Annotated in this window: 10 protein-coding genes; 6 read left to right on the forward strand and 4 right to left on the reverse strand. The window is 69.2% G+C overall.

Annotation, left to right across the window (positions count from 1 at the left end; translation table 11 throughout):
- Nucleotides 1–55 precede the first annotated feature (55 nt).
- Nucleotides 56–985: an intradiol ring-cleavage dioxygenase gene (locus tag JIX56_RS23010; protein WP_257543106.1), complete on the reverse strand. Its 930-nt coding sequence runs from the start codon at nt 983–985 to the stop codon at nt 56–58.
- 158 nt (nt 986–1,143) lie between these two features.
- On the reverse strand, nt 1,144–2,907 hold the full coding sequence (gene aspS, locus JIX56_RS23015) for an aspartate--tRNA ligase (RefSeq protein ID WP_257543108.1): 1,764 nt from the start codon (nt 2,905–2,907) through the stop codon (nt 1,144–1,146).
- A 275-nt stretch (nt 2,908–3,182) separates the two neighbouring features.
- On the opposite strand from aspS, the gene JIX56_RS23020 reads away from it, so the two are divergent.
- The 3 genes from JIX56_RS23020 to JIX56_RS23030 all read left to right on the forward strand — a co-directional run bounded on the left by JIX56_RS23020 (nt 3,183) and on the right by JIX56_RS23030 (nt 6,831).
- Nucleotides 3,183–5,759: a SpoIIE family protein phosphatase gene (locus JIX56_RS23020; RefSeq protein WP_257543110.1), complete on the forward strand. Its 2,577-nt coding sequence runs from the start codon at nt 3,183–3,185 to the stop codon at nt 5,757–5,759.
- 299 nt (nt 5,760–6,058) lie between these two features.
- Nucleotides 6,059–6,460, forward strand: a complete 402-nt coding sequence (locus JIX56_RS23025; protein WP_257551044.1) for a BRO family protein — start codon at nt 6,059–6,061, stop codon at nt 6,458–6,460.
- Entirely contained in the window at nt 6,391–6,831 is a 441-nt protein-coding gene (locus JIX56_RS23030; protein WP_257543112.1) for a hypothetical protein, read from the forward strand. The genes JIX56_RS23025 and JIX56_RS23030 overlap by 70 nt, the downstream gene beginning before the upstream one ends.
- A gap of 118 nt (nt 6,832–6,949) precedes the next feature.
- Here the strand turns inward: JIX56_RS23030 and JIX56_RS23035 are convergent, their stop codons facing one another.
- On the reverse strand, nt 6,950–7,921 hold the full coding sequence (locus tag JIX56_RS23035; protein ID WP_257543114.1) for a pirin family protein: 972 nt from the start codon (nt 7,919–7,921) through the stop codon (nt 6,950–6,952).
- Between the two features lie 163 nt (nt 7,922–8,084).
- Complete coding sequence (locus JIX56_RS23040) at nt 8,085–8,576, reverse strand: SseB family protein (RefSeq protein ID WP_257543116.1); 492 nt, start codon at nt 8,574–8,576, stop codon at nt 8,085–8,087.
- A 151-nt stretch (nt 8,577–8,727) separates the two neighbouring features.
- Between JIX56_RS23040 and JIX56_RS23045 the strand changes: the two genes are divergently transcribed.
- From JIX56_RS23045 to JIX56_RS23055, 3 genes are all read left to right on the forward strand, one after another.
- A complete protein-coding gene (locus tag JIX56_RS23045; protein ID WP_257543118.1) occupies nt 8,728–10,554 on the forward strand; it encodes an acyl-CoA dehydrogenase in 1,827 nt (608 codons plus the stop codon).
- A gap of 144 nt (nt 10,555–10,698) precedes the next feature.
- Entirely contained in the window at nt 10,699–11,997 is a 1,299-nt protein-coding gene (locus JIX56_RS23050) for a M18 family aminopeptidase (protein WP_257543120.1), read from the forward strand.
- Between the two features lie 131 nt (nt 11,998–12,128).
- Nucleotides 12,129–12,365 (forward strand): DUF6458 family protein, encoded by a 237-nt coding sequence (locus JIX56_RS23055; RefSeq protein ID WP_257543122.1) that lies wholly within the window; start codon nt 12,129–12,131, stop codon nt 12,363–12,365.
- Nucleotides 12,366–12,397: the final 32 nt, after the last annotated feature.

A 12,397-nucleotide genomic window follows, 5' to 3' on the forward strand; every position in this document is an offset into this window, starting at 1 on the left:
CAAAGGCCCGGAACCCAGGGGGTGGAGTTCCGGGCCTCGCGCCGAACGGTGCGAACTAGTCCGTGCCGGTGTTCGTGGCCTCCGGGTCCACACCCACCGTGAGGGAGGCCCGGACACCCTTGGAGATGTCCCGCTCGTCGTAACGAAGCTTCAGCAGGCCGCCCTGGGCGCCGCTGCCGTCGTAGAGCCCGTCCTCGTCGAGCGTCGTACGGTCGGCGGTGTTGGACGCGTACGGCTCCACGACCGCGGAGGCGAGAACGGACTCCTCGTCGAAGAAGAACTGGCCGGTGTGGCAGGTGGTGCCGCCCTCATAGCCCGCGTCCGTCCACTCGCCGTTGACATGGACCTTCGTGTGGATGTGCACGCAGCGGCCCGTGTACCAGCCCGGGAAGACGGTCTTGAAGGTGACGAACCCCTGCCGGTCCGTGCGCCAGGTGCCGCGCAGATAGCGGGTGTCGTCCGTCGGCTCCTGGTGGCCGCCGCCCGGGGGCGGGCCGGAGGGATCGCCGCTCGGGGGCTCACCGGTCGGGGGTTGGCCGGTGGGGGCCGGGCCGCCATCACCGTTGCCCACGTCCTCGTAGCCGGAGTAGACGCCGACCGCGTCGCAGTGCCAGATGTCGACGGCCGCGTTGCGGATCGGCCGGCATGTCTCGGAGTCGATCACCTTGAGGCGGAGCAGGAGCGGGATGCCCTCACGGTCCTCGGTGACGTCCCGGCGGAGCTTGTCCGCGTCGATGTAGTACGGGCCCTCCATGGTCTCCGACGTCAGCAGGTAGCACTCCTCCGGGAGGGGACCGCGGCCGCCGGGTTCTTCTCTCTTCTCGCCGGCGACGGCGTTCGCCGCCATGGCACCGCCCAGACCCACCGCCGCGACGACACCGACGCCCGCCACGACGACCTTGCGGCGCGTCACATCCCGCGAGTCCGTCACGTCCTCCCTTCCGGTCGGCTCTTGGGGCTGCTGATCCTTTTGATTGGCTGTCATGCGCCGGGAAGTTAGATAAGAAGGCTGTCAGCGAGCTGAGAAAACGATGCCTTTTCCCCAGGCACGGAAAAGGGCCCTGAAATCGACGGACGACTTCAGGACCCTTTTCAGAACAGCCCGAGAAAGGCTTGCCTTACTTTCGGCTGGCCGGACATTACCTACTTCGGCTGCGGCTTCCGCACCGACAGGTGCAGCTCGCGCAGCCGCGCCTCCTCCAGCTCCGTCGGCGCGCCCATCATCAGGTCCTGGGCGTTGCCGTTGAGCGGGAAGGCGATGGTCTCGCGGATGTTGGGCTCGTCCGCGAGGAGCATGACGATGCGGTCGACGCCCGGCGCGATACCGCCGTGCGGCGGGGCGCCGAAGCGGAACGCGCGCAACATGCCCGCGAACTGCTCCTCGACGGTGTCACGGTCGTAGCCCGCGATCTCGAAGGCCTTGAGCATGATCTCGGGCTCGTGGTTCCGGATCGCGCCGGAGGACAGCTCGACGCCGTTGCAGACGATGTCGTACTGCCAGCCGAGGATGTCCAGCGGGTCCTGGGTCTCCAGGGCCTCCAGGCCGCCCTGCGGCATGGAGAAGGGGTTGTGCGAGAAGTCGATCTTGCCGGTCTCCTCGTCCTTCTCGTACATCGGGAAGTCGACGATCCAGCAGAAGCGGAAGACGCCCTCCTCGAAGTGCCCGGCACGCTTGGCGGCTTCCACCCGCACCGCGCCCATGATCTTCGAGACCTCTTCGAACTCGCCCGCGCCGAAGAACACCGCGTGACCGGCGGCAAGCGACAGACGCTTGGTCAGCTCGGCGACGTTCGCCTCGGTGAGGAACTTGGCGATCGGGCCGGACAGCGAACCGTCCTCGGCGACCCGCACCCAGGCCAGGCCCTTCGCGCCCTGCTCGATCGCGTACTCGCCGAGCTGGTCGAAGAACTTGCGCGGCTGGGCCGAGACGTCCGGCACGGCCAGCGCCCGCACGTGCTTGCCGGCGAACGCCTTGAACTCCGAGCCCTCGAAGACATCGGTGATGTCCACCAGCTCCAGCTGGGCGCGCAGGTCCGGCTTGTCGGAGCCGTACTTGAGCATCGCCTCACGGAACGGGATGCGCGGGAAGGGGGAGGTGACGTGCCGGCCGTTCCCGAACTCCTCGAACAGCTCGGTCATGAGCTTCTCGATGGGCTGGAACACGTCCTCCTGCTCGACGAAGCTCATCTCGACGTCGAGCTGGTAGAACTCGCCCGGCGAACGGTCCGCGCGCGCGTCCTCGTCACGGAAGCAGGGCGCGATCTGGAAGTACCGGTCGAAGCCCGAGATCATCAGCAGCTGCTTGAACTGCTGCGGGGCCTGGGGGAGGGCGTAGAACTTGCCCGGGTTGAGGCGCGACGGCACGACGAAGTCGCGGGCGCCCTCGGGGGAGGTGGCCGACAGGATCGGCGTGGCCATCTCGTTGAACCCGAGGGCCGTCATCTTGTGACGAATGGCGCTGATCACGGCCGTACGCAGCATGATGTTGCGGTGCATGCGCTCGCGACGCAGGTCGAGGAAGCGGTACTCCAGACGCCGCTCCTCGTTGACCCCGTCCTCCGCGTTGATCGTGAAGGGGAGCGGGGCGGCCGCGCCGAGCAGCTCGACCTCGCCGACCTCGACCTCGATCTCGCCGGTCGGGAGGTCCGGGTTGACGTTCTCGGTGCCGCGGGAGACGACCTTGCCGTCGACGCGGACGGTCGACTCCTTGGAGATCTTGTCCAGCGCCTCGTACGCCGGGGTGCCCGGACGGGCCACCAGCTGCGTGATGCCGTAGTGATCGCGGAGATCGATGAAGAGGATGCCGCCCAGGTCGCGCCGATTGTGCAGCCAGCCGCTCAGCCGGACGTCGGTGCCGACGTCAGAGGCGCGGAGCTCGCCGCAGGTGTGGGACCTGTACCGATGCATCGTCGTTCATCCAGTCTTCGCTGATCGGGGATCTGGGGCCGTGTCGCACGGTTCACTGACGGTTCACTGTCCGTGTTTCACGTGAAACAACGGAACCCAGGGTACCGGCCGGGGCGCCCCGCAAGGGGCGCGGGGAACTTCGCGAGGGGCGCGGGGAGCTGCGCGAGCAGCCCCACGAACCCACTGCTTCCCACGGCCTCGTCCCAAAGCCCCGCCCCGGTCCCGGCGGAGCGCTACGGTGGCACGGTCCGATCAGCTGTTCTTAGAGTGGGTCAATGCGCACTGGTGAGCTCCCGCCCACCGTGGGGGAGGTCCTGTCCGCCCTCGCGACGGGACTGTGGACCTGGGACAGCGCTGCCGGAACCGTCACCCTGGACGCCGAAGCCGCCAGGCTCCTGGGGCTGCCCGCGGAGCCGACGACACTCACCCAGGCCGGGGCTCGGTCGCGCCTGCACCCCGTCGACTGGAACGAGATCGTCTCGGTCGTGCAGCTCGCCGTCGTCGAGGACACCCTCGCCGAGGTACGGGTCCGGGTCATGGACGACCGGGGCCGGGTGCTCCGCACGGTCCGCAGCCGCTCGAAACCCACCTTCGACCCGGTGCACAAGTCCTTCGAACTGATCGGCACCATCCAGGAGGTCACCGAGCCGTCGCCGGAGACCGCCGCCCGCGCCCCGTCCGTCACCGGCGACTGGCGCCGCTCGCGCGAGGCGTTCCTGCTGGACGCGGGCCGGGCGCTGGCCGAGGCGCGGTCCACGGCGGAGGTGCTGCGGGTCGCGGCGGGCCTGGCGATGCCGGGCTTCTCCCCGGACGGGCTCGCCGTCTTCGGGGTGGAGGCCGACCGCCTCACCGTCATCGGGCACCACGGGCACAGCCAGGGCGACGAGGGTCCCTTCACCCATATGCCGCTGGAGACGGACTACCCGGCCGCCGAGGTGGTCCGCACCGGCCGCGCCGTCTATCTCTCCTCCCCCGAGGAGTACAAAGCGCGCTACCCCACCGCCTGGCCGCTCGCCGAACAGTTCGGCCGCCAGTCCTGGGCGTTCCTGCCGCTGATCGTCGCCGGCCGCACGATGGGCGCGTGGATGGCGGGCTTCACCTACCCCGTCACCTTCACGCCCGACGAGCGCTCGGTGCTCACCACCGTGGCCCGCATGCTCGCCCAGGCCCTCTCCCGCGCCGGGGCCGCCGAGACCGAGCGCGAGCTGACCGACGGCCTCCAGCGCACGATGCTCCCCACGCTCGGCCCCGAGATACCCGGCATGAGCGTCGCCGCGCGCTACGTCCCCACCGGCGGCGGACTCCAGGTCGGCGGCGACTGGTACGACATGATCGCCCTGCCCAGCGGCCGCTTCGCCCTCGTCATCGGCGACGTCCAGGGCCACGACGTACGCGCCGCCGGTCTCATGGGCCAGCTCCGTATAGCCCTGCGCGCCTACGCCTCAGAGGGCCACCCCCCGGACGCCGTCCTCTCCCGCGCCTCCCGCTTCCTGCACGGCGTCACCAACGACTCCGCCGCCGACTTCACCGACCTGCGCTTCGCGACCTGCCTCTACGTCGAGGTCGACCCGGTGTCCGGCGTGCTCGACATCGCCCGCGCCGGCCACCCCGACCCGGTGATCCGCATGGCCGACGGCACGGTCCTCGTCCGCCCGACCCCGGGCGGCCTCCCCCTCGGCATCGACCCCGACGCCGACTACCCCACCACTCGCCTGGTCCTGGAGCCCGGCGAAACCATGCTCCTCTGCACGGACGGCCTGATCGAGACGGGCGGCCACGACCTCGACACGGGCTGGCGCCGCATCCGCACGATCCTGGAGTCCTTCGACGCGAGACCGTATGAGGAGGGGGAGGGGGAGGGGCCGGCTGGTGGGCGGGGGGCCGATCGGGTGGACGGCGAGGGGCGGGATTCCGGTGGCTCGGTCGTCGATGGGCTGAGGCAGGGCCGGCAGGAAGCCGGCGCCCTCGCACCGGCGAACCCGGAATCGCCCGCCCGCCCGCCGGGCCGTGCGGAACCGATCGGCCTGGCGCCGGGCCGATTGGAGGCACTGGCCGACGCGCTCGTCCAGGGTGTGCACGGTCCCTCCTCCCACCACACCCCCGGTCCGCTCGCCGACCGTCGCGAGGACGACATCGCGATGCTGTTGCTGTGCCGGGAGAGCGAGGGCTGTGGCTGCGGGGACACCACCGCCGTACGGCCCCCCGTGCGCCGCACCGCCTTGACCGTCGCCCAGGCCGAGCCCGAGCGCATCGCCGGTGCCCGCCAACAGGTACGCGAACTGCTCCACGACTGGAACTGCCACGACCAGGTCGACTCCGCCGTCCTCCTGGTCTCCGAGATGCTCACCAACGTCCTCGTCCACACGGACGCCGACGCGCTCCTCGTCGCCGAGATGACCGGCGACGGCGGCAAGCGCCGGATGCGCATCGAGGTCACCGACGCCAGCGACGACCTCCCCCACAAGCGCCACCCCGGCGAACTCGCCTCCTCCGGCCGCGGCCTCGTCCTCATGGACATGCTCGCGGACGCCTGGGGCGTGGACCCCCGCGGCGACGGCAAGAGCATCTGGTTCGAGCTGTACGAGCCGGCACCATCGGACGGACCGGACGGACCGGACGGGTCGGACGGACCGGACGGACCGAATGGATCAGACGGGTCGGACGGACCGGACGGACCGGACGGACCGAATGGATCAGACGGGTCGGACGGACCGGACGGACCGGACGGACCGAATGGATCAGACGGGTCGGACGGACCGGACGGACCGAATGGATCAGACGGGTCGGACGGGTCGGACGGGTCGGACGGGTCGGACGGGTCGGACGGGTCGGACGGCGAGTCCCTGGGGTAGCGCGGCCCAGCATGAACCCGTCGACCACCTCGAAGGCCCGCCGCGTTCCACCGCGAGGCCCGTCACCCCCGGTCGATCAGGAACCTCTGCCTGGAAGGATCGGCCCCCACGCTGGTCGGCGTGTCCACGCAGGCTTCCGCCACGGCCACCGCCTCGGTCTCGTCCGCACCACCACGGATACCCACACACACCCACTCCCCCCGCACCGGCCGCAGCGCATCAACGACTTCGTGTTCGCGGCGACGGGGGCACGGGTCCGCAGGCTCACGCTGCCGGACGGGACGCACTGGTTCCCGGCGATGGACGTGGCGGGGAACCTCGGCTACGCCAACACGCGAGACGCCGTACACAACATGGTCGCGCAACAACATGTGACAACACTCGGCGATATTGCGCGAAGCGTCGATCAGAGCGACGCAACGCGCAATATCGCAGGTCACGGGCTTCGCAAGACGATGAAGACGGTGAACCTTCAGGGGCTCATCCAACTAGTCAACGGGTGTACAAAGCCGGAGGCGCAGCCCTCCAAGAACTGGGTGTCCGACGTCATCGAGACCATCCAGCGCGACGGCTCCTACGCCCTCGAACCCACCCCGTACAACCCGCCCCCACCGGCGGCACGGCCTACGCCATGCCCCAGCAAGTGGCCGACGCCATCGTCCGACTCGAAGAGCGGAACATCCGGGCGGACGAGATGCTGACGGAGTTCCAGGAGGAGCGGAACGACCTGCTGAGGCAGATCAGCCGCAGCCTGCAGGACATCGCCGCAACGCTCAGGCACCCCGGCGGTCCCTCCAGGCCCACCCCGGAACCGGAACTGACCCCCCAGGACCTCCTCGCCGCTTGGAAGGCGAAGAACCTCGTGGTCACCGAGGACGTGCACGCGGTCGCGGCCTTTCTCGCTCCGGCGCTGGTGCGCGGCGAGGCCCGTCACCGCCTGGAGGTGATCTCCACTCGTACGGGGCTGCCCCAGGACCGCGTCAACGACTGCCTGCGGATGCTGGTCAAGCGGGGATGCGTCCGGCAGACGGGCTGCGCTCCGGACGGGGCGCCGGTGTACGTCCTGCCGTAAGCCGTAGCGGCGGACCCCGCATAGGACAGGCCCGAAGTCGCAAATCCAAGTTGCGGCTTCGGGCCTCGTCGTACCGTACCGGAGTTCCTCAGTGATCGAGACGCTGAGACGGTGAGTCTCAGAGACCACCCTCAGTCATCCCGTGGACCGCCGGAACCGTCCCCAGCCGCCCCTTCTGGAAGTCCTCGAACGCCTGCTGCAACTCCTCGCGGGTGTTCATGACGAACGGGCCGTAGTGGGCCATGGGCTCACGGATCGGCCGGCCGCCCAGCAGGACGATCTCCAGGTCGGGCGCGTGGGAGTCCTGCTGCTCGTCCGCCCGGAACGTGATCGAGGAACCGGCACCGAAGACGGCCGTCTGGCCGAGGTGGATCGGACGCCGGTCCACACCGACGCTGCCGCGCCCGGCGAGCACGTACGCGAGGGCGTTGAAGTCCTCGCGCCACGGCAGGGTGATCTCCGCACCCGGCGCGACCGTCGCGTGGAGCAGGGTGATCGGGGTGTGGGTGATACCCGGGCCCTCGTGACCGTCCAGCTCACCGGCGATGACGCGGAGCAGCGCACCGCCGTCGGGGGTGGTGAGGAGCTGGACCTGGCCGCCGCGGATGTCCTGGTACTTGGGGGCCATCATCTTGTCCTGGGCCGGGAGGTTCACCCACAGCTGGATGCCGTGGAAGAGACCGCCGGACATGACGAGGGACTCCGGCGGCGCCTCGATGTGGAGGAGGCCCGAGCCCGCCGTCATCCACTGGGTGTCACCGTTGGTGATGGTGCCGCCACCGCCGTGGCTGTCCTCGTGGTCGAAGACCCCGTCGATGATGTACGTGACGGTCTCGAAGCCGCGGTGGGGGTGCCAGGGGGTGCCCTTGGGCTCTCCCGGCGCGTAGTCCACCTCACCCATCTGGTCCATCATGATGAACGGGTCGAGGTGGCGGTAGTTGATCCCGGCGAACGCACGGCGGACCGGGAAGCCCTCGCCCTCGAAACCGCTGGGCGCGGTCGTCACCGTGAGCACCGGACGGGCCACCGCGTCGGTCGGCGCGACGACACGGGGCAGGGTCAGCGGGTTCTCGACAGTCACTGCAGGCATGTCGGTACCTCCTTGTGCGCTCAGTTTAGTTGATTATTGAACTTCCTGCCAGCCCCAACGAAGAACGCCCGGAGGGCATTCCCTCCGGGCGTCACTCAGGACGTGGGCGCCGGTCAGCAGCGCATGGCGCGGTGCCTCTCAGCCGTCTGCGCAGCAATGGCGTCTAGCCATACATCCGGCGCATCGCGAACTCCACCATCTGCTCCACGGCCTTCGCGTCGAAGACCATCCGGTGCTCCCCCTCCATGTCGAGGACGAAGCCGTAGCCGGTCGGCAGCAGATCGATCACCTCCGCGCCGGTGATGACGAAGTACTTGGACTCCTTGCCCGCGTACCGGCGGAGCTCCTTGAGCGAGGTGAACATCGGGATCACCGGCTGCTGGGTGTTGTGCAGCGCCAGGAACCCGGGGTTGTCGCCGCGCGGGCAGTACACCTTGGACGTCGCGAAGACCTGCTGGAAGTCCTCCGCGGCCATCTGCCCGGTGGTGAAGGCGCGGACCGCGTCCGCGAGGGAGGGTGGGGACGGCTCGGGGTACAGCGGTGGCTGCTGCCCGTAACCGCCCATCGGGCCGCCGGGCATCTGCCCCGGCATCTGCTGCTGCGGCGGCGGGGCGTACTGCTGCTGAGGGCCGGCGCTCTGGTCGTAGCCGTACATGCGGCAAAGCGTAACGAGTCACAGATGACCCGATCGGGGTTGCTTCTTATTACTGATGGGTAGCATCATCGGCATAGAAGCTACTTGTTGGTACGTGAACTAGCGCGAGGATCCAGTGCCTCGCCGATCTCTCTCTTACGGAGCCGTCGCCATGGGGCACTACAAGTCGAATCTCCGCGACATCGAGTTCAACCTCTTCGAGGTCCTCGGGCGCGACAAGCTGTACGGCACCGGCCCGTTCGCGGAGATGGACACGGACACCGCCAAGAGCATCCTGGAGGAGCTGGCCCGTCTCGCGGAGAACGAGCTGGCGGAGTCCTTCGCGGATGCCGACCGCAACCCGCCGGTGTTCGACCCGGAGACGAACACCGCTCCGGTCCCGGCCACCTTCAAGAAGAGCTACAAGGCCTTCATGGACTCCGAGTACTGGCGGCTCGGCCTGCCCGAGGAGATCGGCGGCACCACCTCCCCGCGCTCCCTGATCTGGGCGTACGCGGAGCTGCTGCTCGGCTCGAACCCGGCCGTGTGGATGTACTCCTCCGGCCCGGCGTTCGCCGGCATCCTCTACGAGGAGGGCAACGACGTCCAGAAGAAGATCGCCCAGATCGCGGTCGACAAGACCTGGGGCTCCACCATGGTCCTCACCGAGCCGGACGCCGGCTCGGACGTCGGCGCCGGCCGCACCAAGGCGATCCAGCAGGAGGACGGCTCCTGGCACATCGAGGGCGTCAAGCGCTTCATCACCTCCGGTGAGCACGACATGGAGGAGAACATCCTCCACTACGTGCTGGCCCGCCCCGAGGGCCACGGCCCCGGCACCAAGGGCCTGTCCCTCTTCCTCGTCCCGAAGTACCTCTTCGACTTCGAGACCGGCGAGCTGGGCGAGCGCAACGGCGTCTACGCCACGAACGTCGAGCACAAGATGGGCCTCAAGGCCTCCAACACCTGCGAGATGACCTTCGGCGACCGTCACCCCGCCAAGGGCTGGCTGATCGGTGACAAGCACGACGGCATCCGCCAGATGTTCCGCATCATCGAGTTCGCCCGCATGATGGTCGGCACGAAGGCGATCTCCACGCTGTCGACGGGCTACCTGAACGCCCTCGAGTACGCCAAGGAGCGCGTCCAGGGCCCCGACCTGGCGAACTTCATGGACAAGACCGCGCCCAAGGTCACCATCACGCACCACCCCGACGTCCGCCGCTCGCTGATGACGCAGAAGGCGTACGCCGAGGGCATGCGCGCGCTCGTCCTCTATACGGCCTCCATCCAGGACGAGATCCAGGTCAAGGAGGCGGCGGGCGAGGACATCTCCGCCCTGGAGGCCCTGAACGACCTGCTCCTGCCCATCGTCAAGGGCTATGGCTCCGAGAAGGGCTACGAGCAGCTCGCCCAGTCGCTGCAGACCTTCGGCGGCTCCGGCTTCCTGCAGGAGTACCCGATCGAGCAGTACATCCGCGACGCCAAGATCGACACCCTGTACGAGGGCACCACCGCGATCCAGGGCCAGGACTTCTTCTTCCGGAAGATCGTCCGCAACCAAGGCGCCGCGCTGAACTCCCTCGCCGAGGAGATCAAGAAGTTCCTGGCGCTCGGCGAGGGCGGCGAGCAGCTGGCCGGTGCCCGTGAGCACCTCGCCAAGGCCGCCGTCGAGCTGGAGTCCCTGGTCGGCCTCCTCCTCACCGACCTCGCCGCCACCGAGCAGGACGTCAAGAACATCTACAAGGTGGGCCTCAACACCACCCGCCTGCTGATGGCCTCCGGTGACGTGGTCGTCGGCTACCTGCTCCTCAAGGGCGCCGCCGTCGCCGCCGAGAAGCTGGAGACGGCTTCGGCAAAGGACAAGGCCTTCTACACCGGCAAGATCGCGGCGGCGAAGTTCTTCGCGGCCAACGTCCTGCCGGGCGTCACCCTCGCCCGCAAGCTCTCCGAGGGCGTCGACCTGGATCTGATGGAGCTGGACGAGGCGGCGTTCTAGACAGCCGCCCTTCGGCCGCACCCCGGCCATGGCGCCGGACGGACCCTGCCCGGCCGTCCGGCGCCCCTCCCTCCACAGGCTCCCTACGAGGGCCCGCTCCCATCCCCCGGGAGCGGGCCCTCGTACGTCGTTAAGGTGAACCCCATGCGCACACCCCCACGCTTCGATCGCGGCCACACCGACGACCTCATGACGTTCCTGACGAGCAGCCCGTCCCCGTACCACGCGGTGGCGAGCGCCGCGGAACGGCTGGAGAAGGCCGGCTTCCGACAGGTCTCGGAGACCGACGCGTGGGACGGCTCGCTGGGCGGCAAGTACGTCCTGCGCGGCGGCGCGATCATCGCCTGGTACGTGCCGGAGGGCGCCACACCGCACACCCCCTTCCGCATCGTCGGTGCCCACACCGACTCCCCCAATCTGCGGGTGAAACCCCGCCCCGACAGCGGCGCGCACGGCTGGCGCCAGGTCGCCGTCGAGATCTACGGCGGACCGCTGCTCAACTCCTGGCTCGACCGCGACCTCGGCCTCGCCGGCCGCCTCTCCCTGCGCGACGGCACCAGCCGCCTCGTCAACGTCGACAGACCCCTCCTCCGCGTCCCCCAACTCGCCATCCACCTCGACCGCTCGGTCACCTCCGAGGGCCTCAAGCTCGACAAACAACGTCACCTCCAGCCCGTCTGGGGTCTGGGCGACGACGTCAGCGACGGTGACCTGATCGCCTTCCTGGAGGAGGAGCTGGGCCTGCCCTCGGGCGAGGTCACCGGCTGGGACCTGATGACCCACTCCATCGAGCCCCCCGCGTACCTGGGCCGCGACAAGGAACTGCTCGCCGGTCCCCGCATGGACAACCTCCTCTCCGTGCACGCCGGTACGGCGGCACTCGCCTCCGTCGCCACCTCCGGCGACGAACTCCCCCACATCCCCGTCCTCGCCGCCTTCGACCACGAGGAGAACGGCTCCCAGTCGGACACCGGCGCGGACGGCCCGCTCCTCGGCGGGGTGCTGGAGCGCTCGGTCTTCGCCCGCGGCGGCTCCTACGAGGACCGGGCGCGTGCCTTCGCCGGCACGGTCTGTCTCTCCTCCGACACCGGTCACGCCGTCCACCCCAACTACGCGGAACGCCACGACCCGACGCACCACCCCCGCGCGGACGCCGGCCCGATCCTGAAGGTCAACGTCAACAACCGCTACGCCACGGACGGTTCGGGCCGCGCCGTCTTCGCCGCCGCCTGCGAGAAGGCCGGCGTGCCCTTCCAGACCTTCGTCTCCAACAACTCCATGCCCTGCGGCACCACCATCGGCCCCATCACCGCCGCCCGCCACGGCATCCGCACCGTCGACATCGGCGTCGCCATCCTCTCCATGCACAGCGCCCGCGAACTGTGCGGCGCGAAGGACCCGTACCTCCTGGCGAACGCGTTGGTGGCGTTCCTGGAGGGCTAGGGAGTGCTCTGAAAGTCCCGCCCAGCACCCCCTAGTTACCGACCGGCCTGTCCGGGTACCCGGTGTCGACCGGTAGGACCGAACGACCGGATCGACCGGCCGACCCAACCGGACACTGGGAGGGAACACTCATGGGCCTGGGCGGGTGCATCATTCTGATCGCCGTGGGAGCCATCCTCACGTTCGCCACCGACTGGGACATGCAGGGGGTCAACCTCGACCTGGTCGGCATCATCTTCATGATCGTCGGACTCATCGGAGTCGCGACGTTCAGCAGCATCGCCAAGCGGAGGCGGGTGGTGGTTCCGCCCTCGACTCCGGTCATCGACGAAACCCGGCACAACCGCGACGGGTACGGGGGTGTGTGACCGTCCCGGCGGACAGCGGGGCGAGGGCGGAC

The sequence above is a fragment of the Streptomyces sp. CA-210063 genome, from assembly GCF_024612015.1.
Taxonomy (GTDB): Bacteria; Actinomycetota; Actinomycetes; order Streptomycetales; family Streptomycetaceae; genus Streptomyces.